The following is a 19514-nucleotide window of genomic DNA, read 5'->3' as shown; positions in this document are numbered from 1 at the left end:
AGTTTACGATTCGTAATATGAACGCAGATCTTCGTCAGTGGTTCGAGGGGATCGGCTACCCCGCGAACTGGCTCGCCGAGGCCGACTGTTACGCGCCCGACGACGCCTACGTGATGTTCGACCCGCAGTGGGCCGAACCGTTGCCACCGATACCCGAGCAGACCGTCGACGTAGTCGTTCGTCGTCAAGCCGCCGAGCGGCCCGATGAGCTGGCGATCATCTACCTGGACCGCAGCATTAGCTACGGCGAGCTGCACGAGCTGGTCGGTCGCGCGGCCGCCGTCCTGCGCGGGTGCGGAGTGACCCGCGGCGATGTCGTTGCCGTGATGGTGCCCACTTCGGCGATGCATTGGGTGATCTTCTTCGCGCTGGCCCGCCTCGGTGCGGTTCACTGCGGCGTCAACGTCATGTACCGCGCCGAGGAGCTGCGCTTCCTGCTCGATGACGCGGCGCCCCGCGTCATCATCTGCCTCGACGAGCTACTGCCCGTCATCGAACAGGCAGCGGACGGGCGGAGCCAAACGACTGTGTTCACCGTGTCGATCACCGATCTGGCCGACCCTGAGTTCGCCCCGTACCCGGGGCTGGACGCGTGGTGGCCGTCGCCCGGACGCCGGCCCGCTGCCGCGCCGGCACTTCTGGACGAGATGATGACGGCCCAGCCGTTGCTAAACCCCGCTTGCGTCGCCGACGTGCGAGAGCAGATCGGCCAGATCGTGTACACGGCCGGCACCACCGGCCGTCCCAAGGGCGTCCTGCAGTCCCACTACAACCTGATGCACAATGCCGTCACACACACTCTGGCCATGCCGGGGGTGAGCATCCCGGTTACCCTGTCGATCCTGCCCCTGTTCCACACCGGCGGCTTCTTTGTGTACTCGCTGCCGACCTTTGTGCGTGGGGGGACTGTCATCCCGCGGCCGTTGTTCGACCCGGGCGATGTATTGCGCTGCGTGCAAAGACATTCGCTCAACGTGCTTTTCGGTCCGCCCACCTTCTATGTCGCCCTGTTGAAGCATGGATTGGAGCACACCGATCTGTCGGGCATTCGAGTCTGTTCGACGGGTGCGGCCCCGATCCCTGCGGCCTTGCCGCAGCGATGGAGAGAGGCGACGGGATTGCAGCTGCACGGCGGATGGGGGATGAGCGAACTGAACAGTCTCGGGACATTCAACGGTCTGCCCGGCAAACCCACTCATGGCACGCTCGGCGTGCCGGTCGTCGGAGAGGTACGGGTCACCGTCGACGGGTGTGTGGCGGCCCGCGAGATCGAAGGCGAGATTGAATTTCGTGGCCTGCAGGTCTCCAAAGGCTATCTGGGCAGGCCGGAGGACACGGAAGCGTCGTTCGGTGCCGACGGCTGGCTGCGCACTGGCGATATCGGCTACCTCGATCAACACGGCGCGCTGCGCTACGTCGACCGCAAGAAAGAGCTTCTGTTCGTCTCCGGTTACAACGTCGCCCCAGCGGAGATCGAGGCGACACTGCTGCAACACCCTCGAATCACCGATGCGGCCGTCGTCGGAGAAGACGATCCCTATCGCGGTGAGATCCCGGTCGCTTTCGTCGTCGGTGACGTCACACCCGACGAGGTGGAATCCTATGTGCGAGAACATCTTGCGGCTTTCAAGGTGCCACGCAGAGTCGAGGTGGTCGACGCATTGCCCAAGAACGCAATGGGCAAGACGCTAAAGCAGGAATTACGCGCGCGGCGAACGGAGCAGCAGTGATGGCGCGAGCAAACGAGTTATCGGTGGTGGCGCGCGGCCGGCGCGAACGTGAGCGTATCGCGCGACGGGACAGCATCCTGGCCGCAGCGCAGGAGACGTTCAGCACCCGGGGGTTCGCCGGTTCCACGATGGAGGAGGTGGCGCTTCGGGCCGAGATCACCAAGCCCACGCTCTATGGATACTTCCACACGAAAGACGAGCTGCTGCTCACACTGATGCTTCCGGTATTCGCCGACATCGGGGCCCAACTGCAGGCACTCCAGCGAGACCTCGAGGCCGGGTTGATCGGCAGCTGCCGCGAACTGATCCGCGAGTACCTCGATGCGGTGCTCACCCCATACCGCACCGACCCGGCACGGTTTCGGCTTACTCAGCTGCTCCATCAAACCCGGCTGGTGGAGACCCTGGACCCGGCCACCGTCGCCGCCCTGGACATCCAAGGGCGACAGGACTTTACGGTGGCGCGCGCGATCCTGCGCACCGCCGTGCAGAAGGGGTTGATTCGGGATGTGCCGGTAGCGCCGCTTGCGGACGTGATCTGGGGAATCGTCGTCGGAACCATACAGGTCGAGGACATCAAGAACCGCACCGGCGGTCATCCGCAACATACCGCCACGCTGAAACTCGCGGCGGACCTGCTCACCGCGGCCCTCACTCCCCACCAGACCGAAGGAGAACAGCGATGACCGACGATCTCAGCGGCAAAGTCGCGATCGTCACCGGCGCCGCCCGCGGCATCGGTGCTGCGATTGCCCGACAACTGTCCGAGCGCGGTGCCACGGTGGTCCTCGCTGACATCGACGACGTCGAGCTGCGCTGTGCGGCTGGGGAATTGCCGGGACCTTCGACACCGGTGGCGGTGGACCTGACCGCTCCCGAGGCCCCAGGCGCCGTTGTCGATACCGCAGTGCGCGCGCACGGCCGGTTGGACATCGTGGTCAACAATGCCGGCTACACCTGGGACGGCCCAATACATACGATGTCGGACGAACAGTTCCAGGCCATGCTCGACATCCACACCGTCGTCCCTTTCCGCCTACTGCGCGCGGCGGCCAAGCCGATGCGCGCTGCCGCCAAGCAGGAGATCGCCGCGAATCGGCTCGAGCACCGCAAGGTGGTCAACGTGGTGTCGTTGGCCGGCCTGATGGGCCAGGGCGGCCAAATCAACTACTCCGCCGCCAAGGGCGCGACAATCGCGATGACCAAGGCGCTGGCCAAGGAATGGGGACACCTTGGTATCAACGTTAATGCGGTGGCTCCCGGTTTCATCGAAACACGGCTGACCGCCAGCCCGGACCCCGACAATCGTATCGACATCGGCGGGCGCACACACCAACTCGGCATCTCGAACGCAGTACGCGATACCGCACTAGCCACCAATCCGTTGGGACGTGTCGGTTTTGCCTCCGACATTGCGGAAGCGGTCGCATGGCTCGCATCACCCGCCTCCGACTACGTCCAGGGCCACGTGCTGACCGTCAGCGGGGGCCAAATCGGTGGGATGACGTGCTGAACCCGTCAGTCCGGTGACGGGGCAGCGGCCCGCCTTCCGCTAGCCCGGATCCGCGTCGCGCAGCCACCCTCGAGCAGTCCTTACGGCTAGTAAAAGTAGCTAACTACTCATCAATTATCGAAAGGATTTCCCGTGACTGATGCTCTCACCGAGACCGACGTCGTCAAGTACGAGGTGCGAGGCCACATCGCCATCGTGACCCTGAACCGGCCAGACCAACGCAATGCGTTCGACCTCGAGCAGTCCGCCGCCACGCTAGCCGCCTGGGACCGCATCAAAGCCGACCGCAACATCCGCGTTGCCATCATCAGCGGCGAAGGCTCCGCGTTCTCTGCCGGTGCGGACTTGAAGAAACTCATCCCCTACATCCGAGACGCCAGCGACGAGGACAACCGCCGCCGCGCGCTGGAAGGACCGGGATGGGCGGGAGTCTCAGGTGGCTACACGATCAACACACCGATCATCGCCGCGATCAACGGCGACTGTATCGCCGGCGGACACGAACTCGCCGAGTTCTGCGATATCCGGATCACCGTGCCGCACGCGCGATTCGGTCATCAGGAGATCAAGTGGGGGCTGATGCCCGGCGACGGCGGTTGTTCACGACTGCCGCGCATCATCGGGCTCGGCCGCGCGATGGAACTGATCCTGACCGGACGAATCTACGACGCCGAGGAAGCACTCCGAATCGGCTTCGTCACCAAGATCGTGGAACCGCAGCACCTCATGCGGGAAGCCATGACCATCGCACAAAGAATCGCCTCCAACGGCCCACTGGCAGTACGAGCCGCCAAACAAACCATCCTTCGTGGAGTCGGCCGGCCGTTGAACGACAACATCCCCTTCGAAACCGAGACATTCAGCTACCTGTGCAGATCCGACGACTGGGCGCGGGGTCAGCGTGCATTCCTCACCGGCGAGGAGCCGGATTACCAGGGCCGATGAACGCGCGCGCAGTGCCCGAAACCGCTACGGCTACCCAAGACGAAGGTCGCCCGATTCGCATCGCCGAAAGCCTGCCAACCCGAAAGGAGGTGGCAGTTTGTCACCGCTGCCGTCACTGACCCCCGTCTCCGCCAAGGTCGTCGTCACCGGAGCTGTCGGTGGCGTGGGCTCAGCGCTCATGGCCGCACTGGCGCAGTTGAACTGTTCCGCGATCGGGATCGACCTTCCCGACGCTGTGCAATCCGCGCCGGACCGCGACCGTTTGATCGCAGCTGATCTTTCCGACGCAGAATCAGCATCCCGCGCCATCACGTCTGCGGTCGATCGACTCGCCGGCCTGGACTGCCTCGTCGGCGCCGCGGCGGCAGTTGCCACACTGCACCGGGCCGACAGCTTCCCCGCCGCCGCGTTCCGCGATGACGTCGCAGCCAACTTGCTCAGCCAGTTCTGGACCGCCCAAGCGGCCTACCCCGCGCTGACCGCAAGTGGCGCCGCGAGCGTAGTCATGCTGTCGTCGATAGGAGCGCTCGACGGCCTGCCTGGACAGGCCTCCTACGCGGCGTCGAAAGCAGGGATCCTCGGGCTCGTGCGTACCCTGGCTGCCGAGTGGGCCCACGCGGGGATACGGGTCAACGCGATCGTGCCCGGGCTCACCGCCACCCCGAAAGTCCTAGCCATGCCTGAGGAAATCCGGAGACGAGCGGTCGCGAACGTGGCGCTGGGACGGATGACCTCGGTCGCCGAGGTCGTTGCCAGTATCGTGTTTCTGCTGTCGCCGGCTGGTGCTGCTATCACCGGCCAGAGCATCCGTGTCGACGCCGGTTCGGGGCTGAACACCACCGTTGGGCTGCACCGATGAATGGGCAGAACGAGCCGCATGTCACGAAAATCGATGAGACCACGAACGGATACGGTGGTCGGGGCGAAGTCTGCTACGACGTCGTTATCGTGGGGGCCGGATTTTCCGGGCTGGCGGCGGCCGCCAAGATCTCGCGACGCACGCGATGTTCCTATGTCATCCTCGAGCAGGGTGGCGACGTCGGCGGTACCTGGCGAGACAACACTTATCCCGGATGCGCATGCGACATACCGGCTCCGCTGTACTCGTTCTCGTTCCTGCAGAATCCCGACTGGCACCAGCTATTTGCCACCCAGCCCGAGATCCTCGACTACCTCCGCGTCGCGAGCACGCGCCTAGGACTCGTCGGAAACATCCGATTCAACACCACCGTCACCTCCGCTGACTGGGACGACGCCTCTAGCAGATGGCAGGTGGCGACGGCGAACGGTACCCGGTTCTCGGCACGCTACCTCGTCAATGCCGTTGGTATCCTTCACCATCCATTGATTCCGGAGCTGCCTGGCATCGATGAATTCGACGGCCCGGTGTTTCACTCCGCGGCCTGGGACCACGACGTCGACCTGCGCGGCAAGAAGGTGGTTGTCGTCGGTACGGGGGCCAGTGCGATCCAATTCGTACCTGCCATCGTCGACACCGTCGCCGCACTGACAGTGGTGCAGCGAACGCCCCCGTGGATCGTCCCGAAGACTAACCGCCAATTCAGCGAGCGGGAACGCGCCCACATGCGGAATAGTGCCCTGGCCCGTTGGAAGCGTCGGGCCGAACTTTTCTGGGTCCACGAGAAGCGGGTGAAGGGCTTCCTCGGAGACGAATCCGCGATGGAGCCGACTCATCAACTGGCGATGAAACACCTCGAGAAACAGGTCCGCGATCCCGCCCTCCGCGCAAAGCTCACTCCGAGCTATGCGATCGGGTGCAAGCGCTTGCTGATTTCGAGTGATTACTATCCCGCATTGGCCAAATCTCACGTTAGCGTGGTCACCGACCCCATCGGTCGGGTGGAGTCCGGCGCGGTAGTCACCGCGACCGGGCAGCTGATCGAAGTCGACGTCTTGATCTACGGCACGGGTTTCGACGCTCAGCATGCGGTAACCCGCGTTCCGATCCGCGGGCGCCAAGGCATCTCACTGGAACAGGCGTGGTCCTCGGGGCCAGAAGCTTATCTGGGGACCTTTGTGAGCGGCTTTCCGAACTTGTTTCTCATGTGCGGACCCAACACTGGGCTGGGCCACAATTCGCAGATCCTCATGATCGAAGCCCAGGCCAACTATCTGACCCGCTGCATTCGTTTCGCGCGGGGCGAGGCGGTGGTGGAGGTCCGTCGTGGCGCTCAGGACCGCTACAACGATGAACTCCAGCTCGGGATGGTCGGGACGGTATGGCAGGCAGGAAGATGCCGAAGCTGGTACCAGGACGCCGAGACCGGCAGAAACACGCTGCTGTGGCCGAAGTCCGTCGCGGCGTTCTGGCTGCGCACGCGTCGCGTGCGACGAGCCGACGTTGATCGGCTGCTTGCCTAGTCGCGTCACGGGGGGCTTGGCAGCATCGATGATTCGAAATTTGGCACCCGTAGAAGGCGTGTTCCGCGCACTTCACCGTCAGTTAAGCGGCGGCGCGTAAGGTTTGGCGGTCGCACCCGAGTGCGTCCGCACATGACGGTAGGAGGGAGGTACCGCCGGATGCCGTTGACCGGTTTGGTGACCACCTTCGACGCTGTCATTCGCGCCGGATACCCCCATGGTGTGCCGCGCGCCGACTACGTTCCGCTATTGGCGCTGTTGCGCCGCCGCATGCCCGACAACGCGGTGGCCGCGGTGGCCACGCACGTGGCGGCCCGCGGCGACTTGAATGCCGACGCCGCCGACATCCGCGCGGCCATTACCCGGGTCGCCGATCAACTTCCGTGCACGGCCGATCTCGAACGCGTCCAGCGGCGGCTCGCCGCGATCATCGAATTGGCCCGTCAGCCAGCGTGATTGAGCTAGGGCGCTAGTCGTAGATGACGGCGAGCCCACGCCGCTCGAGGTCAGCCAAGCCGTCCCGCATGGCTTGCAGCTGTTCGGCGGAATGCCCCACCCAGTCCATGATCTCGCCAACGATTTTCACCGGCTCCCGGGTGCGATAGGAGCGAGTCGGGTTTCCGGGTAACTTTTTGTCGGTCACGTTCGGGTCGTCCTCCACCGTTCCTTCCGGTTCCACGATGTAGATGCGACCCCGTCCCGAGCCTTTGGCGAGTTCGGCTCCCCACACCGCGGCATCCAGTGTCTGCGTCACGTAGACATGGTTCGCAAGGCGTCCTTCGCCGTAGTTCGACTGACGTCCGGGCACCAGGAGATCACCTATCGCGAGGTCGGCCTTGGTGCCGTGCAAGAACGCACCCGACTCGTGCACTTCGAAAGGTTTCGGCGCGGTCGTCACAACGATCCGCCCTGGGACGCCCCCGCGGTGATCGCCACTCTGACTTGATCGTCGGTCACTGACCTTCCCCCGTCACCGGTCCGGTGATGTCCGCCGCGCTTTGCGAATGCTATCCGGTCTCGCCGAGTCAAAATCTGGTCGCCGCAGGGGCCTGCGAGTTCCATAACCGATGTGGCGGCAGCTGCACAGCGAACGGAGCGCTTCGAGGAGAGTTCGATCGCGTGGTCAGATGGCGCGTTGGTGGTCATCGACCAGCGCGCGCTCCCGCATGAGCTGCGTACGTTGCGGATCACCACGGTGGACGACGTTATCGACGCGATCAAGACCCTGGCGATTCGGGGGGCGCCGGCGATCGGAGTTTCCGGGGCCTTCGGGGTAGTGCTGGCGGCGTATGCGCATCCGGGTGATTACGAGAAGGTCGAGTTGGAAGCGACCCGGATCGCGTCGGCCCGTCCCACCGCAGTCAACCTGGCCTGGGGCGTGCGCCGCGCACTGGCGAAACTACCCGAGGGCCCGGAGGCCGTGCTCGAGGCAGCGTTGGAGATGTTGGAGGAGGACGCCCGCGTCAATCGCGCGGCCGCCACCCACGCGGCGGACCTCATCCAACAGCTGCGCCCGGGCCGCCCGTTGCGCATCCTTACCCACTGCAACACCGGCCGACTGGCCACGACCGCGTTCGGTACCGCGATCGGCGCATTGCGCGTGCTGCACGAACGCGCGGTGCTTGAGAACGTCCTGGTCGACGAGACCCGGCCCCTGCTGCAGGGAGCCAGGCTGACCGCATGGGAGTTGGCCGAGGCCGGCATCCCACACCGGCTGACCATCGATTCGGCTGCGGCGTGGGCGATGGCCACCGGGCAGGTGGACTGTGTGATCGTCGGCGCGGATCGCATCGCCGCCGACGGCTCGGTGGCCAACAAGATCGGCACCTACGGCTTGGCAGTGGTGGCTCACCGGCACGGCATTCCGTTCATCGTGGTCGCCCCAGAGTCGACGCGCGATCCGGCTACGCGCAGCGGGCGCGAGGTCGTGGTGGAAGAGCGGGCCGCGGGGGAGATCACGCATGTCGGTGGCGTTGCCATCGCCCCGGCCGGAGTCGGGGTCTTCAACCCGGCCTTTGACGTCACTCCACCGGAGTTGGTTACCGCGGTCGTCACCGAGAATGGCGTAGTCCCCTCACCGATTTCCTTTGTCGAGCAACAGATTGCGGCTCTCGCCCGCAGCCTCTACGCACAAGGCTGGATGCCGGGCACGGCCGGCAACATCTCCGTGCGCACCGGCCACACCGTGGTGATCACGGGAAGTGGATTGTCCAAGGGTGAGCTCACCGCCGACGACATGGTGAGGGTCGATGTCGCTGACTCTCGGCCCTTATCGGGAACCCGCCGTCCGTCGGCAGAGACCGCGATCCACACCGCCATCTACCGGGCCACCCACGCCCAGGCCGTGGTGCACATCCATCCGCCGCATGCCACCGCCCGGTCAATCGGTGCACCAGATACGCTGCGGTTCAGCGGATATGAGCTGACCAAGGGTTTTAGACCCGGCCCCTTCGTCGATATCCCGGTCTTTGCCAATCACTCCGACGTGTCGCGCATCGGTGCCGAGATCGAGCGTCATCTGACCAACCATCCAGACGAGGCGCCGGTGCTGTTCATCGCCGGCCACGGCGTCACCGCGTGGGGCGACGACCTCGCGCAGGCCCGCGACAGGGCGGAGTGTCTGGAGGCGATATGCGAGTTGGTGACGCTGACGGGGCACCGCGAAATAGGTTCCTACACTGATGGTTTGGAGTCCGCATGACCCTGCTGCAGGTCATGGCGGAAAACGATGCCGCAGACATTCGGTCGCGTACCGATGAGGCGGAGGCGATCGGTGTCGAACTGAGCAAGCGCGGCATTGTGTTCGACCGCTGGCCCAGCGAGCCCGGGATCGGTGCGGCCACGCCGTCGGCGGAAATCCTGGCCAACTACCGCGACTACGTCACCAAACTCAATGCCGACGGCCGCTACCGGCACATCGACGTCGCGCGGTTGCAGCCCAACCTGAGCGATCCGCGCTGGCCGGACACGGCCAAAGCCGCACGCGAGAAATTTCTCTCCGAGCACCGGCACGCCGAGGACGAAGTACGTTTCTTCGTTGCCGGCCGTGGCTGTTTCTACCTGCACCTGGCAGCGGAAGTTGTCGCGGTGGTATGCGAAGCCGGTGACTTGCTGTCGGTGCCGGCGGGCACTCGGCATTGGTTCGACATGGGCGTGCGGCCCGATTTCATTGCGATCCGCTTCTTTGAAGAACAAGACGGCTGGGTTGGCGATTTCACCGGCGACTCGATCGGCGCACGTTTCCCGACGCTGGATCAGCTGACCGCGTGATAGCTGCGATCGTCATCGACATCGAGGGCACCACCAGCCCGACCAATTCTGTGCGTGAAGACCTGTATGGCTATACCCGACAGCATCTTCCGTCCTGGCTGAGCGACAACCGAAACGGCGAAGCCGATCCGGTGATTGCCGGCACTCGAGGCCTGATGCGTCGACCCGACGCCGATCTGACGGAGATCGCCGAAACCCTGTGCGGATGGCTGGCTTTGGATGTGAAGGCCGAGCCTCTCAAAATCGCCCAAGGCTTGATATGCGCGGAGGGTTTCCGCACTGGAGTCCTCCACGGAGAGTTCTTCGACGACGTCCGATCGGCGCTGACATCGTGGCACGAAAGCGGTATTACGTTGTCCATATTCTCGTCGGGTTCGGTGCGTAATCAACGGGATTGGTTCACTCACGCTCGCGGCGGCGAGCTCGCGTCATTGATCAGCGGCTGGTTCGACCTGGCCACGGCAGGGGGCAAGCGGGAGAGCACCTCCTACGACCGGATTGCTGACGAGATCGGTATTCCCGCCGAGCGGATTCTCTTCCTGTCCGACGCTCCCGACGAACTGGATGCCGCGGTCCGCGCCGGCTGGTCGGTACTGGGTGTGGACCGAGACGGTGAGCCGAATTCCCCTCGCCCTCCGCACCGTTGGGTCCACTCGTTCGCTCAAGTCGACGTTCGGGGATACCCTCACAGCAAGTAAGTCAGGCCCCACTCCCGCTCGGCGGCGAGCTCGGCAGCCGTATCGCCCCTGACGTCGCCGTCCCGGCTGGCTAGGCTCACCAATGCACCGGCCAGGGCGAAAATCGGTACCCGGTGCCGCTCGCTGACCGAGATCAGTTCCCGGAAAGCGGTGTACGTGCCGCACCGACGCCACCCGACGAGTATTCCTACCGCGGTGTCGAGAACTCGGCTGTCTGGATTGCGCCCAGGGCTGAGTCGTACCTGACTCGTGAGGATTTCAGTCATTAGTTGGATCTCCTGGTCCGAATGTTGGCGAAAGGCACGAATGTAAGGGGATTGGACTAAGCGCCCGGTCTTCGGGGCCGAACTCGAATTGCTGTCCCAGCGGGGTGTCAGAGAGTCAGCGGCAACAGTGCGCCGCGAGGCGGCGCTGAACGACTAGAAGTCCTGAGAGCTGTTGCACAGCACCACTGTAGGACATTTATACCTTTTGAGGCAGATTCTAAGTGTTTGGCTCACAACAGATTTAATCCTTGCCGATACCTCGGCCGTGGATGTTGCCCGGTCGTTTAGATGGAGAAGTCTTCGCCGTGCCAGACGCCGGCCTCGGGCGGGCGGATGACGCGGCCGGTTTGCTGGTTGCTGTCGCCCTGGGCTTCGAGTTTGGCCACCCTGCTGAGCAACTGTTGCAGGCTGACACCGACGAGGTCGGGCAATGAATCGTCCGGGCTGCCGGGTCTGGCGCGGCTGATGATCTGCCCCGGTACCCCGACGACCACGCTGCTCGACGGGACCTCTTTGACGACGACGGAGTTGGCGCCGATGCGACTGTCATCTCCGATTTTGATCGGGCCCAGGATCTTGGCCCCGGCGCCGATGATCACCCGGTCGCCGATGGTGGGGTGTCGTTTACCCGGGTCCGTACTGGTGCCGCCGAGCGTCACGCCGTGGTAGATCGTGACGTCGTCGCCGACTTCAGCGGTTTCCCCGATCACCACCCCGGTGGCGTGGTCGATGAACAGACCGGTGCCGAGTATCGCGCCGGGATGGATCTCGACCCCGGTGAGGATTCGGGTCAGTTCCCCGACAACCCGTGCGGCGACCTTGGCGCCCCGGTTCCACAGCCAATGACTGATCCGGTGGCCCCACAGGGCGTGTATGCCGGGATAGGCGAAGATGACCTGCAGCGCCGACGGCCGGGCCGGGTCGCGCTCGGTGGCCGCCCGGATGTCCTGCCGTATCGCTGCCAGCACACCTACTCCTACTCCGTCACGTCGTCGAAAAGCGGCGTGCTCAAATACCGCTCGCCGAAGTCGGGGAGCACAACCACGATCAGCTTCCCCGCGTTTTCGGGCCGGTGGGCGATCTGCAGTGCGGCCACCACGGCCGCACCCGAGGAGATGCCGACCAGTAACCCCTCTTCGCGAGCCAGCCGCCGGGCCAGGTTGATCGAGTCGTCGTTGCCGACGGTGATGATCTCGTCGACCAGATCGAGGTCGAGCACCGGCGGAACGAAGCCGGCGCCGATGCCCTGGATCGGGTGCGGACCCTTCTTGCCGCCCGACAGCACCGGTGACGCGGCCGGTTCGACGGCCACGAACTGCACCGAGGGCTTGCGTTCCTTGATGACCTGGGCGACTCCGGTGATGGTGCCGCCGGTGCCGACTCCCGACACGAAGAAGTCGATCTTCCCGTCGGTGTCGCGCCACACCTCCTCGGCGGTGGTCTTGCGGTGAATGGCTGCGTTGGCCGGGTTTTCGAACTGTTGGGGCACGAAATACCGGTCGTCGGTCTTGGCCAGTTCCTCGGCCTTGGCGATGGCGCCCGGCATGCCCTCGGGGCCCGGGGTCAGGATGAGCTCGGCACCCAGGGCGCGCAGCAGCTTGCGCCGCTCGATGCTCATCGTCTCCGGCATGGTCAGCACGATCCGATAACCACGGGCCGCGGCCACGACGGCTAACGCAATGCCCGTGTTGCCGCTCGTCGGCTCCAAGATGATCGTGTCCGGTTTGATCAGGCCGGCTTCCTCGCCCGCGTCGATCAGAGCCACCCCGAGGCGGTCCTTCACGCTGTTTGCGGGGTTGAACGATTCCAGCTTGGCGACCACGTCCGCGCCTGCGCCGTCGGTGACCCGGTTTAACCGGACCAGGGGGGTGTTGCCGATCAGTTGCGTGATGTTCTCAGCGATGGTCACAAACGCCATTCCAGCGAATGTCGAAGTGGATTGCAACGTCGGAGGGTACGGCGAGGGCGACCGGAGTGAATTGTTCCGGTGCCTCGGGGGCCACGCCGGTCAGCACTCCGCCGGTGAGCCGGTGCGGAGTAGCTGTTGCGGTCAGCGTCGTCGCGGAGGTGCCCGGTGCCGGGCGCAGGTAGAAGTCGGTGCCCGGGTGGACTATCCCATCGACGGCGAAACCGTCGGCGTCGACCAGCGAGTGGCCGTCGGCAACGTTGAATGTCAACGGGATTCGTACCCGAAATGGGCCCACGAGCTCGGGTCCGGCGGCGGCCTCGGTATCGATGAGGGCGGACACGTCGGGTTCCTGTGGTGCCTTCAGTGCCCCGGAAAGCAGGTAGTTGTAGAGATGTACGACGGCGTCGGCGTTGCGATAGTGCCGCGTACCGGTCAGCCAGAAATCCACGTGGCCGACTTTGGGTGTGGTGCCATTCTCTGCTTCGGCGATGAGCCGGTAGTAGCGGTAGCCGCGTCCACGGTGACCGTGGCTGCTGCTCGACAAGGTGCTGCCTATTCCCAGCGCGCGTTGGTAGTGCCCCTTCGCTGGACTGACGGTCAGCTGTGAGCCGGAAACCTCTTGCCAGTCAATGCCATTGGCGGATTTCTGCAGCCGAAATGTGATGGCACTGTCGGACACGGTCCACACCGAGTAGCCGCCGAGTTGGGGTTGGCCGTCGAATTCGAAGGTGATCACCGGGCCGGGTGTGCGGTGCACCGCGACGGGTACGTTCAGCGGCTGGGTGTCCAGAGCCAAGCCGTTGGTCAGATACCAGATCGCCGCCTGAGTGGCCGCGATGGCTTCGTGTTCCTCGACATTGGCGTGTCCCAGCGGGTAACCGGCGTGGCGCAGCTGTTGACTGAGGTCCGCGGTCGTTTGCATCGGATACGAGTGGCGCAGAATCCAATCCACCTCCGCCTCGTAGTCGCGGCTGCGCAGATGGGGCAGTGCCGACCAGGTTCCCAACTGGTACCGCGATGGCAGATGCGGGGCGATGCCGGCGAAGTCGAGTGAATAGGCATGCAGATTCGGATGCAAGCGGATCAAATCGGTGCGCGCGGTGCTGCCGTCGCTGAACACGATCCTGTCGACGGTGTGGGAGTAGGTGCCGCCGCGGTAACGCGTCATGTGGGGCAGCTCGGTGGCCGGCCGGACCTCGATGCGCCTACGGGTCGCCACCGGCGCGAGGGCGCGGCTGGATATGGATAACACGGTCATCGCTGGTTGTTCTTCCCGGAAGATTTCGACTGTTGCGCGCTTCCGTACGCGCGGGCGCACGCCCGCTAGCGGGTAAAAAGCGCGACGATTAGAACGTCAGAATTGGGTCGTCAGGAAATCAACAACAGCAACAACAGTCCACGGCAAGGCAGCGCGAAGGGATAAGGCGCAGCTGTGCAGCGTGGTGCATGCGACCACTATAGGGCAATATCTCGACCGAGTTCGCTCGACCAGGAGCACCTACCCCGGTGATTGAAAAAATCTCGATGAGTTTTACACTTGCGTCGGCTCAGCGTGGCGCTTTCGGTTGGTGATCCTGTGGCTCTACACCCGTGCTAAGTATTCGACAACGACGGAAGGACCAAGATGACGTCGGCTCAAAATGAGTCTCAGGCTCTCGGGGATCTCGGTGCCAGACAGCTAGCGAACGCGACCAAGACCGTCCCGCAGCTTTCGACGATAACCCCCCGCTGGCTGCTGCACCTGCTCAGCTTCGTGCCGGTCGAAGCCGGTATCTACCGGGTGAACCGGGTGGTCAACCCCGAACAGGTTGCCGTGACGGCACAAGAGGGCGCCGCCCTTGACACACCGCTGGCGGAGACCTTCGTCGACTACGAGACCAGCCCCCGCGAATACACCCTGCGCAACATCTCCACGCTGCTGGATGTCAGCACCCGGGTCTCCGACCTGTACTCCAGCCCACACGACCAGGTCACCCAGCAGCTGCGGCTGACCATCGAGACGATCAAAGAGCGCCAGGAATTCGAACTGATCAACAGCCCGGAGTACGGGTTGCTGTCGCAGGTGACCCCGGAGCAGACGATCCAGACGCTGGGTGGCGCTCCGACGCCGGACGACCTGGACGCGCTGATCACTCGGGTGTGGAAGACGCCGAGCTTCTTCCTGACCCACCCGCAGGGCATCGCCGCCTTCGGTCGTGAAGCCACCTACCGTGGCGTGCCGCCCGTCGTCGTCAGCCTGTTCGGCGCGCAGTTCATTACCTGGCGCGGCATTCCGTTGATCCCGTCGGACAAGGTTCCGGTCGAGGACGGCAAGACCAAGATCATCCTGGTGCGCACCGGCGAGGAGCGCCAAGGAGTCGTGGGCTTGTTCCAGCCGGGCCTCGTCGGGGAGCAGGCGCCGGGTCTGTCGGTGCGGTTCACCGGCATCAACCAGTCGGCGATCGCGCGCTACCTGGTGACGCTGTACACGTCCTTGGCTGTCCTCACCGACGACGCGCTCGCCGTGCTCGAAGACGTCGCTGTGGACCAGTTCCATGAGTACAAGTGAGTATCGGTCGGTAGACGCCGAAAGCGACCTGCCCCTGGGCGCCGCGGAGATCGCCGCGCTGGCCAGCCAGTTGTACGCGGCCAGCATCCGCCCGGGTCCCGACAGCCCGCCGCAGTCGGCGCCGCTCGCCCCGCGGGGGAGCGTGCCGGACACGACGGCGGCCACCTCGGCCGGGCAGACCGCAGCGGGCAGCGCCGATCTGTACTCGGCGCCGGTTCCGCTACTCGGTATCACCGACATCTATGTCCCGGCTCCGACGTCTCCGGAGCCCGAACCGCCACCGCAGGCGGTGCCGGTCGCCCCGCGCGGCAACGTGCCGGGTACGACGGCAGCGCCTTCGGGCGCACACGCGGTCGGCAGCGTCGCCGACCCGTACTTGCCGCCGGCTGATTTCAGTGCGTTCGAGGTCCCCAGTGCGGGCATCGTTCCGACGGTGCCCGGCGTGCTGGCCGGTGCTTCGAATGCCGCAGCGCCACCGAGCGCTCCGGTGGCACCGCGGGGGTCGGCGCCGTACTCGGGAATCGGGTGGCTGCCCGATGCGCCGTCGGTGGTCGACGTGGGCTGGTCCGACGCGGTGCCCGCTGCGCCGGAGGCGCTGAACGCGCCGGCCGATAACGAGTACACCTATCACTTCCTGACCTCACCGGTCACGGAAGCCGGACCGGTGCCGCAGTTGCCGGACGACCACGAGGTGTTCGACGTCAACGCGGTCCGGGAAGACTTTCCGATCCTGAAGGAGACGATCAACGGAAAGCCGCTGATCTGGTTCGACAACGCCGCGACTACCCAGAAGCCGCAGTCGGTGATCGACCGGCTGTCGTACTTCTACGCGCACGAGAACTCCAACATTCACCGGGCGGCGCACGAATTGGCGGCGCGGGCCACCGATGCGTACGAAGAGGCTCGCGAGACGGTACGGCGGTTCATCGGCGCTCCCAAGGCTGAACAGAACATTTTCGTGCGCGGCACCACCGAAGCCATCAACCTGGTGGCCTACGCGTGGGGCGGTAAGCACTTGGGCCCGGGCGACGAGATCGTCATTACCCACCTGGAGCACCACGCCAATATCGTTCCGTGGCAACTGCTTTCGCAGCGGACCGGTGCAATTTTGAAGGTCGCACCGGTCGATGAGGCGGGCAACCTGCTGCTGTCGGAGTTCGAGGACCTGCTGGGCCCGAAGACGAAGTTGGTGGCGGCGACCCAGGTGTCGAACGCGCTGGGCACGGTGACGCCGGTGGAGAAGATCGTGCAGTTGGGTCATCGCTACGGGGCGCGCGTGCTGATCGACGGCGCGCAGTCGATTCCGCATCTGCCCATCGACGTTGCCGAACTCGGTGTCGACTTCTTCGTGTTCTCCGGACACAAGATCTACGGTCCCACTGGAATTGGTGTGCTGTACGGCTCCGAGGAAGCGCTGGCCGAGACGCCGCCGTGGCAGGGCGGTGGCAACATGATCGCCGACGTCACGCTGGAACGCTCTCTTTACCAAGGGCTTCCGAACAAATTCGAGGCCGGCACCGGCAACATCGCCGACGCGGTCGGCCTGGGGGAGGCGCTGCGCTATGTCGAGCGGGTGGGCGTCGACCGGATTGCGGCCTACGAGCATGCGTTGCTGGACTATGCGACGCCGCGCCTGGCCGACATCCCCGGTGTTCGCCTGGTCGGGACCGCCGACGAGAAGGCCAGCGTGCTGTCCTTTGTCTTGGCCGGACATGAGCCGCTCGAGGTCGGCAAGGCGCTTAATGCCGAAGGGATTGCCGTTCGGGCCGGACATCACTGCGCGCAGCCAATTCTGCGGCGGTACGGCCTGGAAGCCACGGTTCGTCCGTCGTTCGCCTTCTACAACACGTTCGAAGAGATCGACGTGTTCCTCAAGGCGGTGCGCCGGATCGCCGAGGGCGGCGCGAACGTCGGCTAGCGCGGGGCGAACGAACGTCGGCTGGCGTCGGCAGTCACGGCTTTGACTGTGCGCTCAGGGATTTGAGTGTCCGCCCGCGGCGGCCTCGGTCGGCGTGTCGGCGCCCCCACCGCACACTCGTCGCCAAGAACGCACACCCGACGCAGCCGGGGTAGAAATCCGGCTGTGATCGGGTAATTGCGCTCGGTCTGAACGAAACTGTTGCTTCGAGCTGCATTTGTCGCCGATTGTGACCTGCGGCGGCAATAGACCGGAGTCCGACGGCGGCCGCGAATCCTCAAGAGGGTTTTCGAGATGGCGGAAAGAAATTCGCGCAGCAATTTTAGCCTCGACGCTGGCGAACGGTCGTTAGTCGATTTCTGCTGCCGCCACAGTTCCGCCATTCCAGGGTTCGCCGAGTGGTGGCCGGGCCGCTGTCGAGCCCCTCCCTGCGGAACAAGTCAGTCTCTGGATGCCGCTTCGCCAGCGAGTTCGGTGTGATCGTCGGCCGGACACCCTCGGGCATCGGCCAGATTACTTTCTGGTTGATTGCAACCCTAACGCCGGGCATCGGTTTGCCCGTAAATTGCGGCGATGTTCTATGTGTGCAAACAGACGGTGCGGTCCACATGTGAACGATGCTGACCCGTTATGGGCCAGCTAGTTGCTCACGCGTCAAAATAATCTCGAAATTGGGGGACCGCATGAACCGATTGGGCCGTCGCTGGTCTGGGCAGGTTCTATGAACGGGTCTGCGGTAGCGAAGCCGATGAATGCGCTGGGGGAATTCTTCCTCCTCAGCGCCGAGGCATTGGTGACTGCGCTGCGCAAGCCGTGGGCCTGGCGCGAGATTCTCGAGCAGATTTGGTTCGTCGCCCGGGTGTCGATCTTTCCGACCATCATGTTGTCGATTCCGTACACGGTGCTCATCGTATTCGTGCTCAACATCCTGCTCGTCGAGATCGGCGCCGGGGACCTTTCCGGTGCCGGTGCGGGGCTGGCGTCGGTGACCCAGGTCGGGCCGGTTGTCACGGCGATGGTCGTTTCGGGTGCCGGGTCGACCGCCATGTGCGCCGATCTGGGCGCGCGCACCATTCGCGAGGAAATCGACGCGATGAAAGTGATCGGCGTCAATCCGATTCAGGCACTGGTGGTTCCACGCATCATTGCCGCCACCTTCGTCGCGGTTCTGCTCTATTCGGTGGTCGCGGTCACCGGATTGACCGGCAGCTACATCTTCGTGGTCTTCGTCCAGCACGTCACGCCCGGCGCCTTCATCGCGGGCATGACGCTCGTCACCGGTCTTCCGCAGGTTGTGATCTCGCTGATTAAGGCGACGATGTTCGGGTTGTCCGCGGGCTTAATCGCCTGTTACAAGGGCTTGTCGGTGGGCGGTGGGCCCACCGGCGTCGGTAACGCGGTGAACGAGACTGTGGTGTTCTCCTTCATGGCCTTATTCTTCATCAACATCGTGACGACCGCGCTCGGAGTGAAAGTGACTGCCAAATGACCGATCTCGCACGCGGGCCATCGTGGCTGGACACTCTTGGCCCGAAATTGGTGGCTTCCACCCGCAAGGTGGGTGAGCAGACCGAGTTCTACGGAAAGTCGTTGGCTGCCACCGTGGACGCGGTACGCCGCTACCCGAACGAATTGCTGCGCCTGATCGCCGAGATGGGGATGGGCACGGGAGCGCTGGCGGTGATCGGCGGCACGGTCGGCATCATCGGGTTTCTGACGCTGACGACCGGCGCGCTGGTCGCGGTGCAGGGATACGACACGTTGTCCAACATCGGTGTGGAGGCGATGACCGGCTTTTTGTCGGCATTCTTGAACGTTCGGATGATCGCGCCCTGCACGGCCGGTTTGGCGTTGGCGGCCACGATCGGTGCCGGCGCGACGGCGCAGCTGGGCGCGATGCGCATCAACGAGGAGATCGACGCGCTGGAGGTCATGGGTATCCGGTCCATCACCTACCTGGCGTCCACCCGGATCATCGCCGGCGTCCTGGTCGTGATCCCGCTTTACGCCGTCGCGGTCCTGATGTCGTTCATCGCGGCGAAGTTCCTCACCATATACGTTTACGGCCAGTCGCGTGGCGTCTACGAGCACTACTTCTCCACCTTCCTGCGTCCCAACGACTTGCTCTGGTCGTTCTTGTCGGCGCTCACGATGGCGACGGGTGTGATGGTCGTGCACACCTATTACGGCTTTACCGCGACAGGTGGTCCCGCCGGTGTGGGGGAGGCTGTCGGTCGTTCGGTGCGGTCATCGATGATCGTCACGGCGTTTGTGTGCCTGATGATTTCGCTGTCCGTTTACGGGCAGTCCGGCAACTTCAACCTGTCCGGGTAGC

The 19514-nt window shown here is 64.4% G+C and carries 19 protein-coding genes; 14 read left to right on the top strand and 5 right to left on the bottom strand.

The window, feature by feature from the left end; all coding sequences use genetic code 11:
* The first annotated feature begins 17 nt into the window (after positions 1-17).
* The 7 genes from OK015_RS20660 (at position 18) to OK015_RS20630 (ending at position 7026) form a co-directional block, all read left to right on the top strand.
* The gene (locus tag OK015_RS20660; protein ID WP_268125828.1) at positions 18-1730 is read left to right on the top strand and encodes a class I adenylate-forming enzyme family protein; all 1713 of its coding nucleotides are present in this window, start codon (positions 18-20) and stop codon (positions 1728-1730) included.
* Complete coding sequence (locus OK015_RS20655; RefSeq protein WP_268125827.1) at positions 1730-2416, top strand: TetR/AcrR family transcriptional regulator; 687 nt, start codon at positions 1730-1732, stop codon at positions 2414-2416. Before OK015_RS20660 ends, OK015_RS20655 begins: the two co-directional genes overlap by 1 nt.
* Entirely contained in the window at positions 2413-3243 is an 831-nt protein-coding gene (locus tag OK015_RS20650; protein WP_268125826.1) for an SDR family NAD(P)-dependent oxidoreductase, read from the top strand. Before OK015_RS20655 ends, OK015_RS20650 begins: the two co-directional genes overlap by 4 nt.
* Positions 3244-3375: 132 nt before the next feature.
* Positions 3376-4188 (top strand): enoyl-CoA hydratase/isomerase family protein, encoded by an 813-nt coding sequence (locus OK015_RS20645; protein ID WP_268125825.1) that lies wholly within the window; start codon positions 3376-3378, stop codon positions 4186-4188.
* 97 nt (positions 4189-4285) lie between these two features.
* Positions 4286-5047 (top strand): SDR family NAD(P)-dependent oxidoreductase, encoded by a 762-nt coding sequence (locus OK015_RS20640; protein ID WP_268125824.1) that lies wholly within the window; start codon positions 4286-4288, stop codon positions 5045-5047.
* Positions 5044-6570, top strand: coding sequence for a flavin-containing monooxygenase (locus OK015_RS20635; RefSeq protein ID WP_268125823.1), 1527 nt, complete (start codon positions 5044-5046; stop codon positions 6568-6570). Before OK015_RS20640 ends, OK015_RS20635 begins: the two co-directional genes overlap by 4 nt.
* 159 nt (positions 6571-6729) lie before the next feature.
* Positions 6730-7026 (top strand): DUF3349 domain-containing protein, encoded by a 297-nt coding sequence (locus tag OK015_RS20630; protein ID WP_268125822.1) that lies wholly within the window; start codon positions 6730-6732, stop codon positions 7024-7026.
* Positions 7027-7039: 13 nt separating this feature from the next.
* Here OK015_RS20630 and arr read toward each other — a convergent pair whose 3' ends face one another.
* On the bottom strand, positions 7040-7468 hold the full coding sequence (gene arr, locus OK015_RS20625) for an NAD(+)--rifampin ADP-ribosyltransferase (protein ID WP_268125821.1): 429 nt from the start codon (positions 7466-7468) through the stop codon (positions 7040-7042).
* 171 nt (positions 7469-7639) lie between these two features.
* Between arr and mtnA the strand changes: the two genes are divergently transcribed.
* The 3 genes from mtnA to mtnC are packed head-to-tail and all read left to right on the top strand — an operon-like array spanning position 7640 to position 10538.
* Complete coding sequence (gene mtnA, locus OK015_RS20620) at positions 7640-9271, top strand: S-methyl-5-thioribose-1-phosphate isomerase (protein ID WP_268125820.1); 1632 nt, start codon at positions 7640-7642, stop codon at positions 9269-9271.
* Positions 9268-9840, top strand: a complete 573-nt coding sequence (locus OK015_RS20615) for a 1,2-dihydroxy-3-keto-5-methylthiopentene dioxygenase (RefSeq protein WP_268125819.1) — start codon at positions 9268-9270, stop codon at positions 9838-9840. The genes mtnA and OK015_RS20615 overlap by 4 nt, the downstream gene beginning before the upstream one ends.
* Positions 9837-10538, top strand: coding sequence for an acireductone synthase (gene mtnC / locus OK015_RS20610; RefSeq protein ID WP_268125818.1), 702 nt, complete (start codon positions 9837-9839; stop codon positions 10536-10538). The genes OK015_RS20615 and mtnC overlap by 4 nt, the downstream gene beginning before the upstream one ends.
* On the opposite strand, the gene OK015_RS20605 is transcribed toward mtnC, so the two are convergent.
* From OK015_RS20605 to OK015_RS20590, 4 genes are all read right to left on the bottom strand, one after another.
* Complete coding sequence (locus tag OK015_RS20605) at positions 10526-10804, bottom strand: ANTAR domain-containing protein (RefSeq protein WP_268125817.1); 279 nt, start codon at positions 10802-10804, stop codon at positions 10526-10528. The genes mtnC and OK015_RS20605 overlap by 13 nt on opposite strands.
* Positions 10805-11088: 284 nt before the next feature.
* Complete coding sequence (gene cysE, locus OK015_RS20600) at positions 11089-11772, bottom strand: serine O-acetyltransferase (RefSeq protein WP_268125816.1); 684 nt, start codon at positions 11770-11772, stop codon at positions 11089-11091.
* 8 nt (positions 11773-11780) lie between these two features.
* A complete protein-coding gene (cysK, locus tag OK015_RS20595) occupies positions 11781-12713 on the bottom strand; it encodes a cysteine synthase A (protein ID WP_268132940.1) in 933 nt (310 codons plus the stop codon).
* Positions 12700-13971 carry a TQXA domain-containing protein gene (locus OK015_RS20590; protein ID WP_268125815.1) on the bottom strand — a complete coding sequence of 424 codons (1272 nt, stop codon included), beginning with the start codon at positions 13969-13971 and terminating at the stop codon, positions 12700-12702. Before OK015_RS20590 ends, cysK begins: the two co-directional genes overlap by 14 nt.
* Before the next feature lie 366 nt (positions 13972-14337).
* Here OK015_RS20590 and OK015_RS20585 point away from each other — a divergent pair, with 366 nt between their 5' ends.
* The 4 genes from OK015_RS20585 (at position 14338) to OK015_RS20570 (ending at position 19513) form a co-directional block, all read left to right on the top strand.
* Positions 14338-15261 carry a family 2A encapsulin nanocompartment shell protein gene (locus tag OK015_RS20585; protein ID WP_268125814.1) on the top strand — a complete coding sequence of 308 codons (924 nt, stop codon included), beginning with the start codon at positions 14338-14340 and terminating at the stop codon, positions 15259-15261.
* Positions 15248-17179 (top strand): family 2A encapsulin nanocompartment cargo protein cysteine desulfurase, encoded by a 1932-nt coding sequence (locus OK015_RS20580; RefSeq protein ID WP_268125813.1) that lies wholly within the window; start codon positions 15248-15250, stop codon positions 17177-17179. Before OK015_RS20585 ends, OK015_RS20580 begins: the two co-directional genes overlap by 14 nt.
* 721 nt (positions 17180-17900) lie before the next feature.
* Positions 17901-18668 (top strand): MlaE family ABC transporter permease, encoded by a 768-nt coding sequence (locus OK015_RS20575; protein WP_268125812.1) that lies wholly within the window; start codon positions 17901-17903, stop codon positions 18666-18668.
* The gene (locus OK015_RS20570; protein ID WP_268125811.1) at positions 18665-19513 is read left to right on the top strand and encodes an ABC transporter permease; all 849 of its coding nucleotides are present in this window, start codon (positions 18665-18667) and stop codon (positions 19511-19513) included. The genes OK015_RS20575 and OK015_RS20570 overlap by 4 nt, the downstream gene beginning before the upstream one ends.
* Position 19514 lies beyond the last annotated feature (1 nt).

Source organism: Mycobacterium sp. Aquia_216 (assembly GCF_026723865.1).
In the GTDB taxonomy this organism is placed as follows: Bacteria; Actinomycetota; Actinomycetes; order Mycobacteriales; family Mycobacteriaceae; genus Mycobacterium.
This window is presented reverse-complemented; position numbering and strand designations above follow the sequence as displayed.